This window comes from Streptomyces sp. NPDC048565 (assembly GCF_040650935.1).
Lineage (GTDB): Bacteria > Actinomycetota > Actinomycetes > Streptomycetales > Streptomycetaceae > Streptomyces.
Window position 1 is genome coordinate 108,124 of record NZ_JBEZIH010000011.1, and the last position, 23,025, is coordinate 131,148.

21 protein-coding genes, 1 pseudogene and 1 riboswitch are annotated in these 23,025 nt (G+C 70.4%); of the genes and pseudogenes, 10 read left to right on the forward strand and 12 right to left on the reverse strand.

Features of this window, described 5'->3' with window-relative positions; translation table 11 throughout:
* Positions 1-24: 24 nt before the first annotated feature.
* Positions 25-1,794, reverse strand: coding sequence for a beta-galactosidase family protein (locus tag AB0C75_RS15815; RefSeq protein ID WP_362891030.1), 1,770 nt, complete (start codon positions 1,792-1,794; stop codon positions 25-27).
* A gap of 131 nt (positions 1,795-1,925) precedes the next feature.
* On the opposite strand from AB0C75_RS15815, the gene AB0C75_RS15820 reads away from it, so the two are divergent.
* Both AB0C75_RS15820 and AB0C75_RS15825 read left to right on the forward strand, forming a co-directional pair.
* Complete coding sequence (locus AB0C75_RS15820) at positions 1,926-2,813, forward strand: AraC family transcriptional regulator (protein ID WP_362891032.1); 888 nt, start codon at positions 1,926-1,928, stop codon at positions 2,811-2,813.
* Between the two features lie 170 nt (positions 2,814-2,983).
* Positions 2,984-3,964 carry a TIGR03557 family F420-dependent LLM class oxidoreductase gene (locus AB0C75_RS15825; RefSeq protein ID WP_362891034.1) on the forward strand — a complete coding sequence of 327 codons (981 nt, stop codon included), beginning with the start codon at positions 2,984-2,986 and terminating at the stop codon, positions 3,962-3,964.
* A 7-nt stretch (positions 3,965-3,971) separates the two neighbouring features.
* Here AB0C75_RS15825 and AB0C75_RS15830 read toward each other — a convergent pair whose 3' ends face one another.
* Entirely contained in the window at positions 3,972-5,036 is a 1,065-nt protein-coding gene (locus AB0C75_RS15830; protein WP_362891036.1) for an alpha/beta hydrolase, read from the reverse strand.
* Between the two features lie 4 nt (positions 5,037-5,040).
* On the opposite strand from AB0C75_RS15830, the gene AB0C75_RS15835 reads away from it, so the two are divergent.
* From AB0C75_RS15835 to AB0C75_RS15855, 5 genes are all read left to right on the forward strand, one after another.
* On the forward strand, positions 5,041-5,265 hold the full coding sequence (locus AB0C75_RS15835; protein ID WP_362891038.1) for a hypothetical protein: 225 nt from the start codon (positions 5,041-5,043) through the stop codon (positions 5,263-5,265).
* Positions 5,262-5,462, forward strand: a complete 201-nt coding sequence (locus AB0C75_RS15840) for a hypothetical protein (protein WP_362891040.1) — start codon at positions 5,262-5,264, stop codon at positions 5,460-5,462. Before AB0C75_RS15835 ends, AB0C75_RS15840 begins: the two co-directional genes overlap by 4 nt.
* A 60-nt stretch (positions 5,463-5,522) precedes the next feature.
* The gene (locus tag AB0C75_RS15845; RefSeq protein ID WP_362891042.1) at positions 5,523-6,086 is read left to right on the forward strand and encodes a CGNR zinc finger domain-containing protein; all 564 of its coding nucleotides are present in this window, start codon (positions 5,523-5,525) and stop codon (positions 6,084-6,086) included.
* 117 nt (positions 6,087-6,203) lie between these two features.
* Positions 6,204-6,281, forward strand: a riboswitch (cobalamin riboswitch).
* A gap of 61 nt (positions 6,282-6,342) precedes the next feature.
* Entirely contained in the window at positions 6,343-6,564 is a 222-nt protein-coding gene (locus AB0C75_RS15850) for a CbtB-domain containing protein (protein WP_362891044.1), read from the forward strand.
* A 22-nt stretch (positions 6,565-6,586) separates the two neighbouring features.
* Positions 6,587-7,348 carry a CbtA family protein gene (locus AB0C75_RS15855; protein ID WP_362891046.1) on the forward strand — a complete coding sequence of 254 codons (762 nt, stop codon included), beginning with the start codon at positions 6,587-6,589 and terminating at the stop codon, positions 7,346-7,348.
* A gap of 73 nt (positions 7,349-7,421) precedes the next feature.
* Here the strand turns inward: AB0C75_RS15855 and AB0C75_RS15860 are convergent, their stop codons facing one another.
* The 3 genes from AB0C75_RS15860 to AB0C75_RS15870 form a co-directional block, all read right to left on the reverse strand.
* Positions 7,422-8,012, reverse strand: a complete 591-nt coding sequence (locus tag AB0C75_RS15860) for a histidine phosphatase family protein (RefSeq protein WP_362891047.1) — start codon at positions 8,010-8,012, stop codon at positions 7,422-7,424.
* 11 nt (positions 8,013-8,023) lie between these two features.
* Positions 8,024-8,476 (reverse strand): hypothetical protein, encoded by a 453-nt coding sequence (locus tag AB0C75_RS15865; RefSeq protein WP_362891049.1) that lies wholly within the window; start codon positions 8,474-8,476, stop codon positions 8,024-8,026.
* Positions 8,477-8,553: 77 nt separating this feature from the next.
* Complete coding sequence (locus AB0C75_RS15870) at positions 8,554-9,735, reverse strand: wax ester/triacylglycerol synthase domain-containing protein (RefSeq protein WP_362891051.1); 1,182 nt, start codon at positions 9,733-9,735, stop codon at positions 8,554-8,556.
* Positions 9,736-10,034: 299 nt separating this feature from the next.
* Here AB0C75_RS15870 and AB0C75_RS15875 point away from each other — a divergent pair, with 299 nt between their 5' ends.
* Positions 10,035-13,997, forward strand: a complete 3,963-nt coding sequence (locus tag AB0C75_RS15875) for a glycoside hydrolase family 2 TIM barrel-domain containing protein (RefSeq protein WP_362891053.1) — start codon at positions 10,035-10,037, stop codon at positions 13,995-13,997.
* Between the two features lie 27 nt (positions 13,998-14,024).
* On the opposite strand, the pseudogene AB0C75_RS15880 reads toward AB0C75_RS15875, so the two are convergent.
* Together AB0C75_RS15880 and AB0C75_RS15885 are read right to left on the reverse strand one after the other, a co-directional pair.
* Positions 14,025-14,570: pseudogene (locus AB0C75_RS15880) on the reverse strand (enolase C-terminal domain-like protein); the annotation flags it as partial.
* Positions 14,571-14,648: 78 nt separating this feature from the next.
* Complete coding sequence (locus AB0C75_RS15885) at positions 14,649-15,605, reverse strand: helix-turn-helix transcriptional regulator (protein ID WP_362891055.1); 957 nt, start codon at positions 15,603-15,605, stop codon at positions 14,649-14,651.
* A gap of 169 nt (positions 15,606-15,774) precedes the next feature.
* Here AB0C75_RS15885 and AB0C75_RS15890 point away from each other — a divergent pair, with 169 nt between their 5' ends.
* A complete protein-coding gene (locus tag AB0C75_RS15890; RefSeq protein WP_362891057.1) occupies positions 15,775-16,815 on the forward strand; it encodes an NAD(P)-dependent alcohol dehydrogenase in 1,041 nt (346 codons plus the stop codon).
* A 63-nt stretch (positions 16,816-16,878) separates the two neighbouring features.
* Here AB0C75_RS15890 and AB0C75_RS15895 read toward each other — a convergent pair whose 3' ends face one another.
* The gene (locus AB0C75_RS15895; protein ID WP_362891059.1) at positions 16,879-17,490 is read right to left on the reverse strand and encodes a TetR/AcrR family transcriptional regulator; all 612 of its coding nucleotides are present in this window, start codon (positions 17,488-17,490) and stop codon (positions 16,879-16,881) included.
* A gap of 123 nt (positions 17,491-17,613) precedes the next feature.
* Between AB0C75_RS15895 and AB0C75_RS15900 the strand changes: the two genes are divergently transcribed.
* On the forward strand, positions 17,614-18,762 hold the full coding sequence (locus AB0C75_RS15900; protein ID WP_362891060.1) for an NAD(P)/FAD-dependent oxidoreductase: 1,149 nt from the start codon (positions 17,614-17,616) through the stop codon (positions 18,760-18,762).
* A gap of 15 nt (positions 18,763-18,777) precedes the next feature.
* Here the strand turns inward: AB0C75_RS15900 and AB0C75_RS15905 are convergent, their stop codons facing one another.
* Genes AB0C75_RS15905 through AB0C75_RS15920 form a run of 4 tightly spaced genes read right to left on the reverse strand, consistent with a single transcriptional unit; the run spans position 18,778 to position 23,025 of the window.
* Positions 18,778-19,560, reverse strand: a complete 783-nt coding sequence (locus AB0C75_RS15905; protein WP_362891062.1) for a class I SAM-dependent methyltransferase — start codon at positions 19,558-19,560, stop codon at positions 18,778-18,780.
* Positions 19,557-21,152, reverse strand: a complete 1,596-nt coding sequence (locus AB0C75_RS15910) for an ATP-binding cassette domain-containing protein (protein ID WP_362891064.1) — start codon at positions 21,150-21,152, stop codon at positions 19,557-19,559. Before AB0C75_RS15910 ends, AB0C75_RS15905 begins: the two co-directional genes overlap by 4 nt.
* Complete coding sequence (locus tag AB0C75_RS15915; protein ID WP_362891066.1) at positions 21,140-22,084, reverse strand: ABC transporter permease subunit; 945 nt, start codon at positions 22,082-22,084, stop codon at positions 21,140-21,142. Before AB0C75_RS15915 ends, AB0C75_RS15910 begins: the two co-directional genes overlap by 13 nt.
* Positions 22,081-23,025 (reverse strand): ABC transporter permease, encoded by a 945-nt coding sequence (locus AB0C75_RS15920; protein ID WP_362891068.1) that lies wholly within the window; start codon positions 23,023-23,025, stop codon positions 22,081-22,083. Before AB0C75_RS15920 ends, AB0C75_RS15915 begins: the two co-directional genes overlap by 4 nt.

The following is a 23,025-nucleotide window of genomic DNA, read 5'->3' on the forward strand; positions in this document are numbered from 1 at the left end:
CCCCCAGGGCCTGCGGACGTACCCTCAGCAGAGGGTCGGCAGGCGCTCGCCCGAGCGTTCCAGCTCCAGGACCCACACCTCGTTCACACCCTCGTGCAGCAGGGGCCCGGGAACATACAGCGAGTCCTGCGGCCCCCACCTCCAGTAGCGCCCCAGGCAGAAGCCGTTCACCCAGACGAAGCCTCGTTCCCACCCCGGCAGGGCGAGCCCGGCGTCCCCCGCGCCGCGCACATCGAACGTCCCCCGGAACAGGCCTGCCGCGCCCGGCTCAGGGGAGCGGAACGCCACCCTCCCGAGTGCGTCCGCGTCCTCGAACGCGTCCAGCGCCAGCCCCCGTGCCCGCACACCGTGCAGGAACTGCCGCTCGTGCAGGATGCCGCCCGTGATCCCCTTCGGCTCGGCGAGACGCGGACCGTAGTTGACCCGCCCCAGCGACTCCACCCACAGCTCCACAGCCGCCGGCCCGGCCACCGGTGCGTCCAGCGCCGTGTACGAGCCGGCCGTGGCCGGTCCGCCCTCCAGCGCCCCGGCCCGCACCCCGTCCACGTACACCACCGCCCGGTCCCGCAGCCCGGTCACCCCCAGCGGATACGGCTGACGTGGGCCCGGCACCCCCACCCGGTAGCGGACCACCCCGCGGTCCACCCCGAGCTCCTCGAACGTCGGCGGCACCGCCCCCTCGGTCTCCGGACCACCGAGGGCGTCCATGACATCACCCAACGGCGCCCACTCCGTGAGCTCCGCGTCTGCCGGACCGGCCAGCGTGGCGGGAGCCTCCGGTACGTCCGGCAGCGGGGAGTCCCCCTCCCGGTGAGACGCGAGGATCTCCCGGAACAGCCAGAACTTCTCCGTGGGGCGGCCGTACTCGTCGATGGGGGAGTCGTAGTCGTACGACGTGATGATCGGCTGAAGCTCGCCGTCGTGCAGCTCCCCGGCACGGTTCGCCCCTGACCAGCCGCCGAAGTTCGTGCCGCCGTGCGCCATGTAGATGTTGACGGACGCGCCGCACCGGAGGATCTCCTCCAGTGCGGCAGCCGCGTCGGCGGGGTCCCGTACCACCGGCTCCGCACCCCAGTGTCCGAACCACCCGCACCAGAACTCCATGCACATCAGCGGCCCGTCCGGACGGTGCCGCCGCAGCGTCTCGAAGCCCTGTCCGGCCCCCGAACCGAAGTTCGCCGTCGCCAGCACCCCCGGCACCGAACCGCCCGTCAGCATGTGATCCTCCGGCCCGTCGGAGGTGAAGAGCGGCACGGTCACTCCCAGTTCGCGCAGCAGCTCCGCCAGACGGCCCAGATACACCTGGTCGGACCCGTAACTGCCGTACTCGTTCTCGACCTGCACCATGATCACAGGGCCGCCCCGGTCCGTCTGCCGCCCCACCACCTGGGGCAGCAGCCGCCGGAACCACCGCTCCACCTGCCCGAGGTACTCCGCGTCCCGGGTCCGCACCCGGGCGCCGAGCGCCCCCGTCAGCCAGTGCGGCAGACCGCCGTTCTCCCACTCCGCGCAGATGTACGGCCCCGGGCGCACGATCGCCCACAGCCCCGCCGCATGTGCCGCGTCCAGGAAGCGCCCCAGCGCCTCCACATCGCGGTAGGTCCCCTGCCGCGGCTCGTGCAGATTCCACGGGACGTACGTCTCCACGCAGTTCAGCCCCATGGCACGCAGCATCGCCAGCCGGTGCTCCCACTGGCCCTCATGCACCCGGAAATAGTGCAGTGCGCCCGACAGCAGCCGTACGGGCCGCCCGTCCAGCTCGAAATCCCGCTCACCAACCGTGAATACAGCCATGGTCCGCCGCCTCTCGTTCCTCCACCACCCCACCTCACCCCCTGGCGGCGGAGCGGGTCCATGGACAAAGATCGGCATTGTTTGGACGCAACGGCGCGTCGGCCGTTCGGGCGGGGAGGAAGCGGAAGCGGATGTACCACACCTGGATGCGCTATTTCACGCCCAGCCCCACCCACCACAGGCTGGGTCTTGTCTGCCTCGGCGTCGGCCTCCAGCACGGCACACTGCCCGCCGTCGGACCCCGCACCCTCGACCACCATGTCGCCGTCGTCGTCAACGCGGGCAGCGGCTGGTACCGCTGCCCCGACGGCAAGCACACCCGGGTGACCGCCCCGGCGCTGATCTGGCTCCTGCCGGGCATCCCGCACCACTACGGCCCGGACCCGGCCACCGGGTGGGACGAGAGTTTCGTCGACTTCACCGGCCCGGCCACCGCCCCGTACACCGAGCTCGGCTACATCGAACACGACCGTCCCGTCGTCCCCCTCTCGGACACCGCGTCCGCCCGCGCCGCCGTGAGCCGCATCGCCCGCGCCGCCCGTCTGGGCAATCCCCTCCTCGAAGTGGAGACCGGCGCCGCCGTGCACGAACTGCTCGTCGCCCTGCGCCGCGCCCGCGCGGACGTCGGTGCGGACGGAGACCCTGTGCTGAACGCCCTCGCCCGCGACGCCTTCCAGCCCCTGTCCGTCGCCGAACACGCCTCCCGCCACGGGATGACCCCGGCCGAGCTGCGCACCGCCGTGCGTCGGGGCGCCGGATGCAGTCCCAAGGACTACCTCCTCGGAATCCGCCTCGGCCGCGCCAAGGAACTCCTGGCGGCCACCGAGCTCCCCGTGGCCGCCGTCGCCCGCCGCGTCGGCTACGACGACCCCGCCTACTTCTCGCGCCTGTTCACCCGCCGCGTCGGCATGGCCCCCGTCCGCTTCCGCGACCAGCAGGGCCGGGCGGTCCCCGGCGGCTGGAGCGACCGGATCCCGGATCCCGAGCACCCTCCGACCATCGCGGCACCGCCGCAGTAGGGCGTGGTGCGCCTACCGGACGGTGCGCCTTCCGGCGACGGCCCGTGCGGATGCCGCATTTCCGCAGAGGCATTCCGGCGAGGCAATCGTCGGAGCGCGTTATGTCCTGGCGTCGGCGGGTACCTCTGTGCGGACAAAACGCCCTTGACGCTTCAGGAAACGAGAAACCTATGCACGTGGGGTACAAGCTGGCCGCCGAGGCCTTCGGCCCGGCGGAACTGGTGAGGCAGGCGGTGCTCGCAGAGCGGGCAGGATTCGACTTCGTCGAGATCAGCGACCACTACCATCCCTGGCTCGACAACCAGGGGCACTCGCCGTTCGCCTGGACGGTGCTCGGCAGCATCGCGGCGAAGACCTCGCGGATCGGTCTCGCGACAGGGGTGACGTGCCCGACGGTGCGCTATCACCCGGCAGTCATCGCCCAGGCCGCCGCGACTCTGGCTCTGTTGTCGGAAGGGCGTTTCGTCCTCGGGGTGGGCTCGGGCGAGCGCCTGAACGAGCACGTGGTCGGCAGTGGCTTCCCCGACGCGGTCAGCACCCGGCACGAGCTGCTCCGGGAGGCCCTGGAGATCATCCGTCTGCTCTGGAGCGGCGGATACCGGTCCTACGAGGGCAAGCACCTGCAGCTGCGCGACGCCAGGGTGTTCGACCTCCCTGAGCAACTCCCGCTGATCGCGGTGGCCGCGAGCGGCCGTGACTCGACACGTATCGCCGCGGAACTCGGCGACGGTCTCTTCGCCACCGAGAACAAGCCGGAGATCGTCCGGCACTACCGAGACGCCGGTGGCAGCGGCCCGCGCTACGCGGAGGTGCCGATGGCCTGGGCCCCGGACGAGCACACCGCGGCCGCGGCCGCCCTGGCGACCTCACGGTGGGCCCTGACCGGCTGGAAGGTCATGAGTGAATTGCCCAACCCGGTCAATTTCGACGCTGCGACAGCGACCGTGCGTGAGGAGGATGTGCTGAAGAAGTTCGCCTGTGGCGCCGACCCCGCCCGCTACATCGAGGTGGCCCGGACGTTCGTCGACGCGGGATTCGACCGGCTGGTCATGCAGAATGCCGGCCCCGACCCCGACGGCTTCATCGACTTCTACCGGCGTGAACTCGACGGCCCCGTCCGACAGCTGAAGCCCGACGGCCGAGCCGACTGACCGGGGTTCAGAGGCGGGTGGCGTCGACGACGGCCCGGGCGAAGGCGTCCGGGGCCTCCTGGGGCAGATTGTGACCGATGCCGGTGAGCGTGCGGTGGTCGTAGGGGCCGGTGAAGAAGTCCCGGTAGGAGGCACCGTCGTCGGGGACGGTGAAGGGGTCGAGCTCCGCGTCGAGGGTGATGGTCGGGGTATGGATGTGGGGGCGGGCCGCGAGCAGCCTCTCGTAGCGGTCGTAGCGGGGTTCGCCGTCGGCGAGGCCCAGACGCCAGCGGTAGTTGTGGATGACGACGGCCGCGTAGTCGGGGTTGGTGAAGGCGGCGGCGGTGCGTTCGAAGGTGGCGTCGTCGAACTGCCAGTTCGGCGAGACGGTCTCCCAGACCAGGCGGCACAGAGCGTCGCGGTCGTCCGGCGTCGCCATGGCGGTGCGGCCCCGCTCGGTGGAGAAGTAGTACTGGTACCACCAGCTGTACTCGGCCTTCGCGGGCAGCGGCGTCTTCTGCGCCTCGACATCGGTGATGAGGTAGCCGCTCACCGAGACCAGAGCCGTGACGCGTTCGGGCCACAGGGCGGCGATGATGTCGGCGGTGCGCGATCCCCAGTCGAAGCCGGCGAGCACGGCCTTCTCGATCTTGAGGACGTCCATCAGCGCGATGATGTCGAGCGCGACCGCCGACTGCTGGGCATTGCGGACCGTGCGGGAGGACAGGAAGCGTGTCGTGCCGTGACCGCGGAGGTACGGGACGATCACCCGGTAGCCCTGCTCGGCCAGGAGGGGCACCACATCGACGTAGCTGTGGATGTCGTAGGGCCAGCCGTGCAGACAGATCACCACGGGGCCGTGCTGAGGGCCCGCCTCGGCGTAACCGGCGTCCAGCACACCCGCCCGCACCTGCTTCAGGGCGGCGAACGAGGTGTGGGTGCCGGCGGCGGCCGCGGGTCCGGTGGGGCCGGCCTGCCGGGACGGCGCGCCGGCCGGGTCGGCGGCGGAGGCGTCCCGCAGTCCTGCCAGTGACATGGCCGCCGCGCCGGTGCCGACACCGACCGCTTTGCCGAACACACGCCTGTTGATCATCCGAGTGACCTTTCGTCTGTCGAGTGCTGCCGACGGCCGCCGCCGCACGCTGACCCTGGCACAGCCATCGTCACCGGTCAAGCAGGTGACGTTTGGCGGATCGGCGCGGCGAAAGCAGTTCGTCACCGGCTTGACCGGTGACGAATCGGAGTGCATTCTGGCGTTGCTCGGGGATGTACTCGGAAGCCGTGGCGCACTGCGCCACCGGATGGGCGGAGACCGGCTGTGAAGAGCGAAGGGGTACGGGGCGACCGTGCCGCGGCGATGGAGCGGCAGACGCGTTTCGGGAAACTGCCCGACCGCGTCCGGTACGAGCACCTGATCGAGGAGAAGGGCGCCACCCCGGAGCGCGGTCCTGGTGGGCGTGGCAACCCCGAGGGTTCGTGGAAGTACTTCTCCTGCCTGGCCCTGGACCTGGGTCTCTGAGGAATTCGGCCGTGGGGGAGTTCCTTGCGGCCTGCGGACGTCACCTGTCAGGATGGTGATGTGAACCTCGATCATGTCTTCGTCTGCGGGAACCCGGCCCTCGACTTCGCCGCGACCCTCCGGGCCCGCCGCTCGGCGCGCTTCGAGATGTTCGTGACGCCTGAGCGGCTGGGTGCCTGGTATCTGGAATCCGGCGTTGTCGATGCGATCACCCCTGCTCGTGACAGCGACGTACGGCAGGCGAGGGCTGTGCGGGAGGCGATCTACGAGCTGGTCACGGCCCGCCGCCTGGGGGAGAGGTTCGACGAGGACGCGCTCGCCGTGGTGAACGCGGCAGCGCGCAGGCCCTGCGCCACACCGCAGCTCACCCGCACCGGACGACGGACCGAGGCGACGTCGGACGAGGCCCTGTCGACCGTCGCCCGGCTCGCGGTCGAGCTGCTCAGCGGGCCCGAGGTGCCCTTGATGAAGGAGTGCGGCAACCCGGAGTGCACCCGCGTCTACATCGACCGTTCCCACGGCATGCGGCGGCAGTGGTGCGGCATGGACTCGTGCGGCAACAAGATCAAGGCGGCCGCCTACCGTGCGCGCAAGAAGGGCGCGCCCGCCGCGAGCGCTCACTGAGCCGCCCCCGGCGACCGGCCCGACCAGTGGGATCGCCCTGGATCACGCCAGGTGAGGCGGTATTGGCCGCCGGAGCGGCACGCGGTACTGTCGCTCTGATATCGACGACGGCATCACGGAAGCCGGTGGGAATCCGGCACGGTCGCGCCACTGTGGACGACGCAGCCCCCTGGGGGCGAGCGCCGCGAGTCAGACCCGGGGCCGTCGTCCTGTGCACCACTGACTTGGGACGCGAACTCCCGGAGGAGGCCACTCCATGGCCCAGCACGCCGTTCAGCCGACAGCCACCGATCCTGTCGTGCCCGTAAAACTGCCACTGAAGGACATAGCCCCCTGGGCGGTCTTCTTCGGCATCCTGATGCTTGTCCTGCTGTACTTCGTCGGCGCGGAGCAGGGCGCCACAGCTGTCGTCTCGGGCGAGGGCGTCCACGAGTGGGTACACGATGCCCGTCATCTCCTCGGCTTCCCCTGCCACTGACGAGGACGGACACAGCACCCTCATGAACTCGGCAACTGTGAGAAATCTGCTCGTCCGGGGCATGCTCGCCGGCCTCGCGGCCGGCGTGATCGCCCTGATCGTCGCCTACTTCCTCGGCGAACCCTCCGTGGACAGCGCCATCGGCCTCGAGGAATCCCACGCGCACCACGCGCACTCCCACGAGGTCGAACTCGTCTCCCGCAGCCTGCAGTCCACCGCAGGCCTCGCCACCGGAATCCTGATCTACGGAGTGGCGTTCGGCGGCATCGCGGCCCTCGCCTTCTGTTTCGCGCTCGGCCGTGTGGGCCGCTTCGGCCCGCGGGCCACGGCGCTGCTGCTCGCGGGAATCGCCCTGCTCGCCGTGTACGTCGTGCCGTTCCTGAAGTACCCCGCCAACCCGCCCGCGGTCGGTGACCCCGACACCATCGGGAAGCGGACCACCCTCTACGTCCTGATGATGCTGCTGAGCGTGCTGCTCACGATCGTCGCGGTGATCGTGGGCAAACGGCTCGCACCGAAAGTCGGCGCCTGGAACGCCACCGTCGTCGCCGTACTCGGATTCGCCCTGGTGGCCGGGACGGCCTACGAGTTCCTGCCTGTGATCAACGAGGTGCCGGACGACTTTCCCGCGACGTTGCTGTGGCGGTTCCGGCTGTCCGCCCTGGCCATGCAGGCAACTCTGTGGGGAGGATTCGGCCTCGTCTTCGGCGAACTGGCCGAGCGGCTTCTGGACCCGAAGCCCGCAGCGGTGTCCACGGGCACGGTGGTGACCGCCCCGCGGTGACCCGACCGACACGGACGAGAGGGCCCCCGGACGGTTCCAGGGGGCCCTCTCGTCGTAGGAGTCAGGTCGCCCCTCAGTCCTCCGGGACCGCCCCGGACGATTCCAGCGGGCGTCCGAGTCCCACGTTCCACCGGCCACCACGCCCACTGAGGGTGGTCGCGGTCAGTGGGGGCACGTCGAGCCGCCAGAAAGCGGCTGAGGGCGTGCCCAGCACGTGCGTGACAGCGGCCCGTACGACCTCCGGTTCCACGACCGCGAGGGTACGGCCCTCGGTGTCCAGCGCCGCCTCGAGCCAGAACGCCACGCGCCTGCACAGGTCCTCGACCGACTCACCCCCGTGGGGAGCGGACGCGGGATCCGCGAGCCATCGCGAGACGGCCTCCGGTTCCGCTGCGCCGACCTCGGCGAGGTCCGAGCCACGCCAGCGGCCCACGTCCAGCGCCGACAATTCGGTTGGCTCCGCCCCGTGGATCCCGAGCGCGGTCGCCGTCTCCCGGCACCGCACCACGGGCGACACGGCGACACGCACCGACGTGGGCAGCGCGCCCGCCGCCGCGCGGGCCCGCGCGGCCTCCTCGGTGTCGATCGAGGCACCGTCGTCGAAGCGGGCCCGGCGCAGTGACGCGTTCATCGCCGGCGAGATGAAGGTGACGCGACTGGTCACGTGGTGACTACCTACCGGCGTCCCCGCGCACGCCGCACCAGCAGGACGGTGGCCAGCAGTGTGCCGCCCGCGAGAAGCTGATTACGGTTGGCGCGGGCGAACGACGCGGCCCGACCGGCCGTTTCGACCAGCGGATCGGGAGTCTTGTCGGCCGCGTACTGCCCCGCCCTGGTCGCTGTCTGCCGTACCTGGGCCGCGGCTTGGGCGGACTTCTCCAGGACTGGGTCAGGCGTCTTGCCCTTGACGAGCTGGGTGGCCTGCTCCGCCTTGCCGCGGAGCTGGTCGGCCGCAAGGGCCACCCGTTCCGAGGCCTGCTCCCGCGCGGCGGCAGCCTTCTCCTTCGCCTGCGCCTTGATGTCGGCCTCGGCCGCCAGTGCTTCGGCGGTCTGCTCGGCCTGCTCGTGCGCCTCCTCGGGTTCGGAGGGGTCGGAGGCGCCTATGTCGGTCCGGGAATCTTCGCTCATCGGTGTGCCTTCTCCTTGATCTCGGCCAGCTCGGCCTTGACGCCGGACCGCCAGGATACCGGTGAGGCCCGCGGTGCTCATGCCTTGATCGATTTGAGTGCTTGCTCCCATGCCTGGGGCAGCGTGCCGACCGCCGGCAGGGAGGTGTGGGAGGCGAAGGAGACCCGGGCCCGCCCCTGGTACGACACAAGGAGGCACGACAGCGCATGTCCCGGGAACGTGGGCATGGCGGCCACCAGGTCCACGACCGGAGAACCGTCGAAGGACAGGGGGCTCACGCAGCGGACCGAGGAGACCACCCCTCTGCAGCACGCTCCCGAACTCATCCGCCTGCCCAGAGCGTGCGCCACGGGAAAGGGCGTGATCCGTCGCATCGTCAAGTCGAGTGCCGTACGGAACCCGGGCGTCTGCCAGGCGGCCATCTGCGCACCGGTCTCACGCAGTACGCGGTCCGAGTCCCCGGTGGGCAGCGCCAGACGCATCGGCGCGAAGTGGTTTCCCAGCGTCCGGTGTTCGCCCGCCTCCCTGAGATCCATCGGAACCACGACGTGGACCCGGCGGTCACCGGGAAGCGGCCACCAGGAGTCGGCGGCCAGCGCGAAGCAGGCGGTGAAGACCTGGGAAAGCCTGGCACCGGGCTGCTTGACGGCACCCACCTCCACGGGATCGGTCACCGCATAGGTCGCCTCGCCCTCCAGGCATGTGGCCGCCGGCGCGGGCCACGGGGCGGTGGGCCGGGCCGCCCGCAGCAGGGTGGCGGCCGCGGACGGAAGATGCGGCAGGGCGGAGGCGACCGCGCGGCTCATCAGGGGACGGCGCCTGGCCACCGGACTGTCGCCGAACAGTCGGCCGAGGGTGTGGACGACGGCCCCGCCGTCCATCTGCGTGTGATGGCAGCGAAAGACGAGCGCCCAGCGCCGAGGCGCGAAGCCGGTGACGATCAGAACGTCCCACATCGGCGCCCCGGAGGGGGACACGGGCGGTCGTCGGCGTGCCTCCCGCATCAGCCCTTCGACACCCGCGTCCGCGGCGTCGGCGTCAAGGGTGAGCAGCGCGATGTGGTCGGTGACCCGTACCCGCTGCGGCTGCCAGACGGGGCGTCCCGCGCGCTCGGCATAACGGTGCCGGAGGCCGGGGACCCGCTCCGCACGCGGTGCGATGTAGGCGGCCACCTCCGCTGCGTCCGGTGCGTCGCCCTCCAGGATCAGTGCCGTGGAGAGGTACATCTGTGCCGCGTGGGTCAGCGGCGCCATGTCCATGAGCGCCGCATCACCCGGCTGAGCCGGAAGGGGATTCCTCGACCGCATGAGTCCGTCACGTCCTGTCTGTCCGTCCGGCTGTCCGTCCAGCCGGCTGTGTGCCCAACCGGACAACTTCCGTGGGGCCTTGAGGTGGCGCTCCCCGCGCACGATCACGCCAAGATCACTCGCGTAGGTGACAGGCGCGACCGTTGACACCTCTTACCACCCGTCACTACCGTCACGGCAGGATTTCGGACGCCAAACGAAATATCGAACGTGACGAAGAGGCAACTTCCCCCGCAAGGAGCCGCATCGACATGACAGCCAGCAGCACGCACGACGGCGGACAGTGGAGCAGGCCCGGGCCCTGGAGCGTCAGCCGTCGCCGGCTTCTGGAGGGCGGAGCAGCCGGTTTCGGCGCGCTCGCCCTCTCCGCTCTCCCCGCCGCCCTCTCCGCAGGCGCGGTCGCACGTGCCGACGCCGCCCCCGCCGCCTTCGACCCGCCGGCCAACGGCTACCCGGAGTGGAACAACAACATCACGGTCTTCGACGTCGGTTCGGAGCCTCCCCACACCACGCTCATGCCGTACGCGGACGTCGGCCAGGCCCTGGCCTGCGACCGGACACGTTCCCCATGGCGGCTCGACCTCGACGGGACGTGGAAGTTCGCCTACGCCGACCGTCCCGACGACCGCGACCCGGACTTCCACCGGACCGACCTCGACGATCACTCCTGGGACACCATCCCCGTGCCGTCCTGCTGGCAGCTGCACGGATACGACTTCCCGATCTACTCCAACATCACCTATCCCTGGGCGGGCGCCAACGGCCTGGGCGAGGACGCGCAACCGCCCTTCGCCCCCACCCGCTACAACCCCGTCGGGCAGTACCGCCGCACCTTCACCGTCCCGCGCGGCTGGGCGGGACGACAGGTGTTCCTGCACTTCGAGGGCGTGAAGTCCGCCCACTACGTATGGATCAACGGCAAGCCCGTGGGCTACCGCGAGGACTCCTACACCTCCGCCGAGTACGACATCACCCCGCATCTCGAACAGGGCCGCAACCAGATCGCCGTGGAGGTCTACCGCTTCTCCGACGGCGACTGGTTGGAGGACCAGGACATGATCCGGCTGAGCGGGATCTTCCGCTCGGTCCACCTCTTCTCCACCCCTGCCGTGCATCTGCGCGACTTCAAGCTCGATACCCCGCTCAGCGACGGATACACGGCCGCCGAACTGTCCGTCACCGCCTCCGTGCGCGCGTACGGTGAGACCGCCGGGAGCGGGAAGTACACCGTCGAGACCCAGCTGTACGACGCGGACGGGCATCCGGTCTGGGCCCGCCCGCTGCGGCAGTCCGCCGACGTCGGTTCAGCCCCGGCCGGGAAGGACGTGACCGTACAGTCAGCCAAGGCCGTGTCGAAGCCGGACCTGTGGTCCGCCGAGCACCCGCATCTCTACACCGCCGTGCTGCGGCTGCGTGACCCCGCCGGCCGGGTGACCGAGACGCTGTCGCACCGCGTGGGCTTCCGCGAATTCGCCATCGTGGACGGGCTGATGCGCATCAACGGCAGACCCGTCTCCCTGCGCGGCACCAACCGGCACGAGATGCACCCCGAGCGGGGCATGGCGCTGACCCGCGCGGACATGGTCACGGACATCGAGACCGTCAAGCGGCTCAACATGAACACCGTCCGCACCTCGCACTACCCGAACAACCCGCTGTGGCTGGAACTGGCCGACGCGTACGGCCTGTACCTGGTGGCCGAGACCAACCTCGAGACCCACGGCATCAACGACCGCTACCCGGGAGACCACGCGGACTGGACCGAGGTGTGTGTGGCGCGCGCCAGGAACATGGTCCACCGCGACAAGAACCACGCCTCCGCAGTCATCTGGTCGCTCGGCAACGAGGCGGGCAGCGGCTCCGCCTTCGTCGCCATGCACGACTGGATCCGTTCCTACGACACGACGCGCGTCATCCAGTACGAGGGCGACGACAGCCCCGGGGTCAGCGACATCCGCTCGGAGATGTACACCCGGCCCGCCCAGGTCCAGGAGCGTGCCGAGGACACCGCCGACACCCGGCCGTTCGTCCTGATCGAGTACTCCCACGCGATGGGCAACTCGAACGGCAACTTCAAGAAGTACTGGGACCTCATCCGCCGCTTCGACGTCCTGCAGGGCGGCTGGATCTGGGACTTCGCCGACCAGGCGCTCACCTGGCCCACACCGACGCGCAAACTCTTCACGGAGGCCGGGCCCGGTGCCGTGAGCGGTCAGCTCCTCGCTCCCAGCGGCACCTTCGACCGGGACAAGGGGGTGTACGGGGGCACGGTCTTCGACCGTGACGCGGGCCTCGACATCACGGGTTCGCTGACTTTGGAAGCCTGGGCCACATCGAAGGTGCTGGGCGGTCACCAGCCGATTCTCGCCAAGGGTGACACTCAGTACGCGCTGAAGCAGACCGACGCAGCACTGGACTTCTTCATCTACTCCGACGGCGAGTGGGTCAGCGCGACCTGGGAACTCCCGGAGGACTGGACCGGCAGCGAACACCACATCGCGGGCGTCTTCGACGCCGAGGCGGCCACACTGACCCTCTACGTCGACGGCGAGGTCAAGGCCACCCGTGCCGCCCCCGAACCCGCCGACAGCAACTCCGCACCGCTGGCGCTCGCCACCGACGCGGACAACTGGACCCGGGAGTTCAGCGGCACGGTCCGGCGGGCGCGCGTCTACGCCCGCGCCCTGAGCGCCGCCGAGCTGGCCTCGGGCTCCCGGGGCCCGGGCGACGACGACGTGCGGTTCTGGTTCGACTCCGCCACCGTCGGCTTCAAGGAGCGCAAGCCGTCCGAGCGGACGTTCTTCGCCTTCGGCGGTGACTGGGGCGACAACCCCAACGACGGCAACTTCTCCGGTGACGGCATCGTCACCGCCGACCGCGGGCACACCGGCAAGGCCACGGAGATCAAGCAGATCTACCAGGCGATCCAGGCGACGGCCGGGGACGACGACGTCGCGGCCGGGCGGATCACCGTCACCAACGAGTACCTGTTCACCAACCTGCGTGAGTTCAACGGGAGCTGGGCCCTGGTGGCCGACGGCAAGGAGGCGCAGCGCGGAAAGCTCACCCGGGCGCAGCTGGACATCGCACCCCTGGACCACAAGGCGATCACCGTACCCTTCACGCTGCCCGACGATCCGGCGCCCGGCGCGGAGTACTTCCTTGAGCTGTCCTTCACCACCAAGGAGCCCACGCGGTGGGCGAAGGCCGGATTCGAGGTGGCCAGGCAGCAACTCGCCCTCGACGCAGGCAGCCCCGCCGTGGCACCCGGCCCGCTGGAATCCGTGCCCCCGCTGAGCCACCAGGACGACGACGGGTCCGTGAAGGTCACCGGCGAGGACTTCTCCGTCACCGTCGACAGGAGCAGCGGAGTCATCACCTCCTACGAGGCGGGCGGCGACCAGCTGATCACCTCGGGCCCCGCCCCGAACTTCTGGCGCGCCCCCACCGACAACGATGTAGGCAACGGCCAGCCCGCCCGGAACGGCACCTGGCGCTACGCGGGCAGCGAGCGCGAGGTGACCGGATTCGAGGTCCGCGAGGTGGGGGACCGGGCCGTCGAGATCTCCGTCAGCGGCACCCTGCCCACCTCGACCGAGTCCACGTACACCACCACGTACACGGTCTTCGGCAACGGTGAGATCAAGGTCGACCACACCCTGCACCCGGGCGCAGCGGACCTTCCGTACATCCCGGAGGTCGGCACACTGCTCCTCCTGCCCGCGCGTCTGGAGCACCTGCGGTACTACGGCCGCGGGCCGGACGAGAACTACTGGGACCGTAACAACGGCACGCAGACGGGGCTCCACTCGGCCATCGTTCCCAGGAGTCGGACCCCCTACCTGCGTCCGCAGGAGAACGGCAACAGGACCGACGTGCGGTGGGTCGCGCTGACGGACAGCAGCGGCAAGGGACTGCTCGCGTCCGGCGAGCCGCTGATCGAGTTCAGCGCCTCGCACTACACCCCGGAGGACCTGTCGGCGGGCGCCCGGCACGACTTCCAGCTGACGCCACGGGAGGACGTCGTCCTACGGCTGACCCACCGGCAGATGGGAGTGGGCGGCGACGACAGCTGGGGCGCACCCATCCACGACGAGTTCAAGCTGTTCGCCGACCAGGACTACTCCTACACCTACCGGCTGCGTCCGCTGACCGACCCCGACGCGGCGATGGAGGCGTCGCGCCGGCCGACGTCGACGGAGCTTTCGGCCTAGCACGGCGCCCGCAGCACGCGGGACCGGTCACCAGTCGTGGACGGTCCCGTCGTGCAGCCGGTTGACCGGGAGATAGGCAGCCTGGGAACACCTCCTCGGTGAGCGCACTGTGACCCGAGTACTCCTGGATCCCGAAGTTGTGTACGGCCAGGTCGAGGTGGACGGCGGCCGCCATGCCGACGGGGGAGATGTCATCGGGCCCGTGGATCGCGCTCCTGATCTGGTACTGAGCGGCGAATTCGAGGAGCTTGCGCAGCGGAGTGACGCCTCCGAAGTGCGTGACGGCGGAACGCACGTAGTCGATCAACTGCTCGGTGATCAGGCCGGTAGTCGTGCACCGAGTTGAAGACTTCACCGATGGCCAGCGGTGTGGTGGTGCGGCGGACCACCCGCAGGGCCTCCTGGCCCTCGGCGGGCGTGCGGTCCTCCAGCCAGAAGAGGCGGCTTCGGTGTCCCAGTCCTCCACCAGGGGCCTCCGGGATGCCGGACTGCACGCGGACGGCGGGGGTAGCCCTTGGCGAGGCGGGCCCGCACGGAGTCGAGGAGTTCGGGGATGTCACGGCCGTCGGCGTGGTGACGATGACCTTCGCGTCCACGATCTTCATGGAGCCATTATTCCGGGCGGTTACTGAGGCGGGTCCTTCCGCCCGGTCAGGGCATCCCGGGAACGGACGAGCCCGCCCGCGCGGCGTCCGCGCCCCAGCTCGCGAGCAGGCGCAGTGCGTCTGCGGACGCGGAGCCGGGCTCCGGGTGGTAGGCGATCATCGACTGTTCCGCGTCGTCGGGCAGGGCGAACGTCTCGTAGGAGAGGGTGAGCGCACCCACCAGTGGATGGTGCAGCCGCTTGACGCCGTGGCTCTTCTCCTTGACGTCGTGCCTGGCCCACAGCTTCCGGAACTCCTCGCTCTTCACGGACAGTTCACCGACGAGCGCGGAAAGGCGCGGGTCGTCGGGATGGCAGCCCGCGTCCATCCGCAGGTAGCTGACGATGTCGGAGGCCTTCTGGTCCCACTCGACGAACAGGTCCCGGTACTCCGGCTTCAAAAATGTCAGCCGCGCCCAGTTCCGCTCCTGCGCCGGCAGCTGTGACCAGTCACCGAAGACCGCCGCGGCCATCCGGTTCCAGGCCAGGATCTCCGAACGCCGCCCGATGACGTACGCGGGAACGCCGTCCATCGTGTCGAGCAGCTGACTGAGCGGCGCACGCACCCGCTGCTGCCGCGTCGAGGGCTTCTTCTTGTGCTGCTTGGGTTTCGCGAGGTGCGTGAGATGCGCCTGCTCGGCATTGGTCAGCCTCAGCGCGGTCGCGATGGCGCCCAGCACCTCCGCGGAGACGTTCTGTCCGTTGCCCTGCTCAAGCCGTGTGTAATAGGCCACGGACACTCCGGCCAGCTGCGCCAGCTCCTCGCGGCGCAGCCCCGGGACCCGACGGTGCCGTCCGAAGTCGGGCAGACCCACATCCTCGGGCTTCAGCCGGGCACGCCGGCTGCGCAGAAACTCGCTGAGCTCGGCACGCCGGTCGAGGCCGCGCCCCGTGCCACCACCGGATCCGGCCTCCGTGGCGGGACCGGCGTCGGACCACCGCTCGGGTACAGGCTGCTCCTCCATGCATCCAGTATCCACCGTCGTACGCCCACGGTCCTGACCCCGTCAGTAGTAGGACCACTGGACGTAGGCAGAACCGTGGCCTGGGTGAATGCGGTGGGAAGGAGGAGGCTGGACCGCGTGCCCGGACCGGAAGCTGCCGGGCGCAGACCACTCCTTAGGAGAATTCCGCATGACCACTGTCGCTGCGTACGCCGCCCCTTCCGCGAAGGCTCCGCTGGAGCGCACCACCATCGAGCGACGCGCGGTCGGTGAGTTCGACGTCCTGATCGACATCAAGTTCGCCGGTATCTGCCACTCGGACATTCACCAGGCCCGTGACGGCTGGGGTGAGGGCATCTTCCCGATGGTCCCCGGTCACGAGATCGCCGGAATCGTCACCGAGACCGGCTCCGGAGTCACCAAGTTCGCCGTGGGTGACCGCGTGGGTGTCGGCTGCATGGTCGACTCCTGCCGTGAGTGCGACAACTGCAAGGCCGGCCTGGAGCAGTACTGCGCCCAGGGCAACACCGGCACGTACAACGCCATCGACAGGAACGGCGCCCCCACCTACGGCGGCTACTCCACGCACATCGTCGTGGACGAGAACTACACCCTGCGCATCCCCGACGGCCTGTCGCTGGACGAGGCCGCGCCCCTGCTCTGTGCCGGCATCACCACGTACTCCCCGCTGAAGCACTGGAACGCCGGGCCCGGCAAGAAGGTCGCCGTCCTCGGCATGGGAGGCCTCGGACACATGGGCGTCAAGATCGCGCACGCCCTCGGTGCGGAGGTGACCGTACTCTCTCAGTCCCTGCGCAAGCAGGAGGACGGGCTGAAGCTTGGAGCCGACCACTACTACGCCACGAGCGACCCGAAGACCTTCGACGACCTGCGCGGCACGTTCGACGTCATCCTGTCCACGGTGTCGGCGCCGCTGGACTTCGGGGCCTACCTCTCCCTCCTCAAGACGGACGGCGCTCTGGTGAACGTCGGCGCGCCCGAGGAGCCGGTATCCGTCAACCTCTTCTCCCTGATCGGGGGCCGTAAGTCCCTGTCGGGTTCCGGCATCGGCGGCATCCGGGAGACCCAGGACATGCTGGACTTCTGCGCCGAGCACGGACTGGGCGCCGAGATCGAACTGATCGGCGCCTCCGAGGTCAACGAGGCGTACGAGCGCGTGCTGAACAGCGATGTGCGGTACCGGTTCGTGATCGACGCCGCGACGATCTGATTTTCTCCGCCCGAACAGCCGCGCCCCGGGATCATCCCGGGGCGCGGCTGTTCGGTATGCGGGTCAGATGAACATCCGGCTCGTTCCGTCCGATCCGTGCTGCGACCGCCAGCCGTCGACCAGTAGGTCGAACACCGTGTCCACCACCGTGTGCGGATCGTGCCCGCCCTTGGCCAGGGCCGGGATCTCCAGGACGAACCGGGCCAGTGCCGAGCAGGCGAGATCGTCCGCCTCCCGACCGGTCGCCTCCGCGATCGCGGCACCGAGGGCGCCCGCGTGCCGCATCCACATGCGCTCCCCGTACTCGCGGAGCGCCGGCGTCTCGTCCACCAGCGCCGTGAAGCGGTCCCGGCGGGGATCCGATGAGATCGACACCCATGATTTCAGCGCGTGGGCGCGGAGCGCGTCGATCACGTCCTGCCCCGGGGGCCGTTCCCGGACGGCGGCGATCAGGGCCGCCTCGACCTCCGCCTCACGGTCGAAGACCAGCGATTCCTTGCCCGGGAAGTGCGCGAAGAGCGTGGTCGTAGACACGTCGGCTCTCTCGGCGATGTCGCGGACGCTCACGCGGTCGAAACCGTGCTCGAGGAAGAGCTCAAGGGCGGCGTCGGCGATGGCCTGCCTCGTCGCGGCCTTCTTGCGCTCGCGGCGGCCGGCGGTCGGAGTTTCGGGCATGGGGCCACTGTACAGCATGGCTGGAACGACTCAGAAACTGTAATGGTTGCAGTTATTGACTCGTTTCTGCTTTGCTGAGGTGCAGGTACCCCACCGGTACTCCACCGACGAACGGAACCCACCATGAACTCCCCGACGCCCGCGAACGCGCGGATCAGCATCATCGGCGCCGGCCCCGGCGGCCTCACCTGCGCACGCATCCTCCAGAAGCACGGCATCGCGGTGACGGTGTACGACCGGGATCCGGATGCCGGCGCCCGTGACCAGGGAGGCTCCCTCGACCTGCACGAGGAGGACGGCCAGCTGGCACTCCGCGAAGCGGGTCTGCTGGCTGAGTTCTTCGCCCTCGCCAGACTCGAAGGGCAGGAAATGCGCGACATCGACCCGTCGGGGCGCGTCGTCGCCCACCATCTGCCGGACGAGGGCGAGACGGCCGCCCCCGAGATCGACCGAGGGCAGCTCCGTGATCTCCTGGTGCGCTCACTCGCCGCGGGGACGGTCCAGTGGGGACGCGCTCTCGAATCGGTCGGCGGACCCTCCGAAGGGCCGCGCACACTGACGTTCACCGACGGGACGACCGTCGAGACCGATCTCGTGATCGGTGCGGACGGCGCCTTCTCCCGCGTCCGCCCGGCGGTGTCGTCCGCGACACCGCGCTACAGCGGGGTCAGCTTCCTGGAGGCGTGGTTCGACGACATGGAGACCGCCCACCCCGAGCTCTGCGAACTCGTGGGGAAGGGCGGCGCCCACGCCGCCGACGGCGAGCGGGGCCTCTTCGCCCAGCGGAACAGCGGCGGCCACATGCGCGTCTACATCATGCGGCGCGTCCCCACCGACTGGCTCGCCGCGAGCGGGCTCAGGCCCGAGGACACCGAAGGCATCCGCGCACATCTGCTGGACACGTACGCGGCCTGGTCACCTCGGATGCTCCGCCTGATCACCGAGAACGACGGCCTCTATGTCGACCGTCCCATCCTCGCCCTGCCCGTGCCCCACACATGGGAGCACTCGCCCACCGTGGCACTCCTGGGAGACGCCGCACACCTCATGCCGCCGCTGGGCGTCGGCGTCAACCTCGCCATGCTCGACGCGAGCGAACTCGCGCTGGCACTCGTGGGTGCCCCCACCGTCGACGACGCCGTGCACCTGTACGAGAAGTCGATGCTCCCGCGTTCGGCGGACACGGCCCGCAAGCTCGAAGGCGGCGCCGAGTTCCTTCTGGCAGCCCCCGGCCCCGACGAGATCGAGCCGCCCCGCCAGGGCCGGCATTGAGGTCGGTCCCCACGCTCAGCGAAGCGCGGCCACCAGCGCGTCGCTCGCGGAGCACCAGACCTGCCGGGCCTCGCCGAAACCCTGCTCCCGCAAGGTCTCGATGTGCCAGCTGGTGAGCGTGGGGCGGTCACGCGTGACGCCGTCCGACTTCGGCTGCCGTGGATCGCCCAGCAGCGCGAAGCGCTCGGCCGTGGCCTCGGCGAGGAGAGGGTCACGGGCCGCCGCGTCCCACCAGTCCGCCCAGTCCACAGCGCCCTGCCCGCGCGCCCGCTCCTGACGGACTGCGTGCAGGGAGGCCAGGGCCGCGTTGATACGGGGAGCGGACTCGTCACGCATGTGGTCGGCGTTCAGGAAGACGCCGCCCTCACGCAGGACACCCGCCAGGGAGCCGTAGAGACGACGGAGCGGCTCGGTGTCCAGCCAGTGCAGGGCGGTGGCCGTCACCACGGCGTCGTAGGACGTGTGGGGAAGACGGCCGGTCCAGGCGGGGTCCGTGAGGTCGGCCTCAACGAAGGTGACGCGGTCGTCGTCGGCGAAGTGACCTCGCGTGATCGTCAGCAGCGTCGGATCGATGTCGAGGCAGGTGCTGCGGGCGCCCGGCAGCCGCCGCAACAGCCGGTCGGAGATGCTGCCGGTGCCGCAGGCCAGGTCGAGGACGCGAGGAGTGGGGCCCGCCACGGCCTCGACCGTGTCGAGCATGACCCGGAAGCGCTCCTCCCTGTCCGGCATGTACCACTCCTGCTGACGGTCCCAACTGGTCTGCCAACGCTGCCATTCGGAGGTGGCCGTTACTGTCATGAGTGAGGTTGTTCCCTTCCGTGTACCAGGTGCGGGGCTGACGGGTCCGCGGAGCCGACGCCCAGGTGCCGGGCGCTGAGCAACAGGCGGGTGGTTCGTGCGCCCGGGGCAGCGAGCACAGCGTCCCGGGCGCCGTACTCCACGACGGTGCCCGCGTCGAGGACCACCAGGTCCTCGGCCAACTGCTCGACCAGCCGGAGATCGTGACTGATCCACAGCACAGCTGTTCCGCTCTCCTGGCGGATCCTGATGATCTCCGAGGTCACCAGCCCGGTGCTCACCGCGTCGAGCGCGGTGGTGATCTCGTCGCAGATCAGTACGTCGGGCTCGGCGAGCAGGGCTCGGGCGAGCGCCGCGCGTTGCAACTCCCCGCCGGACAACGATCCGGCGTGCCGCGTGGCCTGCTCGGAGGTCAGACCGAGCCGCTCCCAGAGAAGCATCGCCCGCCGTCCGGCCTCCCGCGGGGAGAGTCCGTGCAGAAGTACCGCTGTGCGGGCCACCTGGTCGAGGACGGTGCGCCGCTCGTCGAAGGAGTTCCGGACCTCCTGCCATACGTACTGCACGGACCGGACCTGACGCCTGGTCCGGTGCCGCAGGACCGGCAGGGGATCGCCGAACAGGGAGAGGTGGCCCGTACGGCGTTCGTGCAGTCCGGCGAGACACCGGGCGAGGACCGTCTTGCCGCTGCCCGACGGGCCCACGACCGCCGTGCAACCGCCTTCCGGAACCCGCACCGTGACGTCATGGAGCACCTGGTCCCTGCGCCCCGGTCGCAGCCACGCCGACAGGCCCTCCACCTGCAGCGCGGTCCTGCCGGCGGGGGAGGGGCCGCCCTGCCGGGGCGGGGGAGCGGGGAGGAGCCGGGCGGGCAGGAGGTCCGCAGTGAGGCCGGCGGCGGTCACCCGCCCCCGGTCCAGGAGCACCGTGCGGGTGGCGACGGCGCGTACGAACTCGTGGTCGTGGCTGAGCAGCAGGACGGTGATCCCCTCGTCGGTCAGCCGGGTCAGCTCACCCGCCAGCCGCATGCGCGCCACGGTATCAAGGCCCGTACTGGGCTCGTCGAGCACCACGACGCGCGGTCCGCAGGCCAGCACCTGGGCCAGTGCCACCCGCTGCCGCTGCCCGCCGGAGAACTGGTGCGGAAAGCGGCGCAGCGTTGCCCTGTCGTCCGCCAGCCCGGCGGTGCGCAACGCCTGGGCGGCGTACTTCACGGCAGTGGAACGCCGGTCGGCGTCCGGCCGGTGCAGACGGGCGAGTTCGGTGAGGACGGACCCTGTCCGCCGGGCCGGATTGAGGGCGTGTGCCGGGTGTTGCGGCATGTAGGAGACCAGTCGGCCACGTACGCCCGACGCGTCGGGCACCGGGCCGTCGGCGGACACCACCTCGGTGCCCACGACCTGCACCGAACCGGTGAGCCGGACCCCGGGGGCCGACTCGCCCAGCAAGGCAAGGGCGACCGTGGTCTTCCCACTGCCCGACGGCCCCACGAGAGCGGTCACCTCGCCGGGCATGACGGTCAGGTCGACACCGTTCAGCAGGCCGGAAGCCCCTGCCCGTGCGGTCAGCCCGCGGATCTCGATCACCGGTTCCATGCCGTCGCCTTCCTGCGTGCGCTGTCCGTCTTCGCGGTGCGTTCCTTGCGATCCGTACGTTCCGTGCGGCCCGTACGACCCTTGTGTTCCGTGCGGTCCGTACGACCCTTGTGTTCCGTGCGTTCCGCGCGCGGCAGCAGACCGTCGGCCACCAGGTTGACGCCGACGGTGAACATCACCAGCATCAGCGCGGGTGCGCAGACCGCCCACGGCTGCACGAAGAGCGCCTCCCTGCTCGCCGCGATCACCACACCCCAGTCCGGAGACGTCGGATCGAGGCCGAGCCCGAGGAAGTTGGCGGCGGCCACGGTGAAGACCGCCGTCCCGACCCGCGTTCCGGCGTCGGCCGCCGCCACCGGCAGCACCGCGCGCCCCACGTGTGTGACCAGGATCCGCGCCGACGACTCGCCCTGCAGCCGCATGGCCTCCGCGACCGGTCCGCTGGCCGCGTCCAGAGCCGCGGCCCGCAGCAGACGCGCCACAGCCGGCACACTGAGAGCGGCCACCGCCAGCGCGACAGCGACCGGATGCCCGCGCCAGCCGACACCGATGACACTGATCACCAGGAGCGACGGGAGGGGCAGCAGCAGCTCGACCGGCCGCATGAGCAGATCGTCGAGCCACCGGCTGCGGGACGCGGCGGCCGTCAGACCGAGGACGCCGCCGATCATCATGGCCAGGGCCACGGCGGCGCATGCCACACCCAGCGCGCTGGCACCCCCACGCAGGATCAGGGCCAGGACGTCACGGCCCAGCGCGTCCGTGCCGAGAGGGTGCCCGTCCGTGCCCGGGCCGGCGTACGGCATGCCGCCGGACGGAATGTCCGCGTCCACCACGAAGGGGCCGGCCACGGCAGCGGTGCACGGCAGGAACAGCAGCAGCGCCCCACCCCACGCGCGCCGCCGACCGCGTACGAGTCGTCCGGCCTTCACCGCAGCACTTCCGTACGGGGTGCCAGCCGCTGGCTGACCAGGTCCGCGGTCAGGTTCAGCAGACACGCCACGGCCGCCAGGGTCAGGGTGAGCGCCTGGACCACGGGTACGTCACGGTTCTGCACGGCCTCCACCAACGCCGTCGCGGTACCGGGGATGGCGAACACCGCCTCGACCACGAGGACGCCTCCCAGCAACTGGTCACCGGTACGGGCCAGTTCCTGCACCCCGGGGACGGCGGCGTTGGGAAGGACGTGCCGCAGCACCAGCCGCAAGCCGGGCACGCCCAGCCGACGGGCCTGCACGGTGTAGCCGGCGCCGAGCGAGGCGACGGTGCCGGCCCGGATCTGCCGGGACAGCACACAGACCGTGCGGGCCAGCAGGACCGCCACCGGCAGCACGAACAGCTCCGGCCGCTGCCACCACAGGTCGTCGGCCCCCACCCAGGTGGACGGCAGCCAGCCCAGGCGCAGCGAGAACAACGCCACCAGCAGCAGCGCCAGGACGAAGTCCGGTACGGACGTCAGGGTCAACGTCACGGCGGACAGCGCACGGTCGGTGCGCCCGCCGGCCCGCAGGCCCGACACCAGACCGATGACGACGGCCATGGGCACAAGCAGCAGGATCGTGACGGCGGCGAGAGCGGCGGTCGCCCCGACGGAGCGGGACAGCAGGTCGACGACCGGTCCGCCGCCGACCAGCGAGGTGCCCAGGTCGCCGGTGAACACACCCTGCGCCCAGTCGACGAAGCGTTCCGCCAGAGGCCGGTCGAGCCCCATCTGTTCGCGCAGCTGGGCGACCTGCTCCAGGCCGGCCTGCTCGTTGAAGTCGACCGTGGCCGCGTCGCCCGGCAGCAGGCTGGTCAGGAGGAAGACGAGGACGCTGAGGACGGCGAGCTGGACAACGGTCCAGCCGCTCCGGCGCAGGGCGTAGCGCAGCAC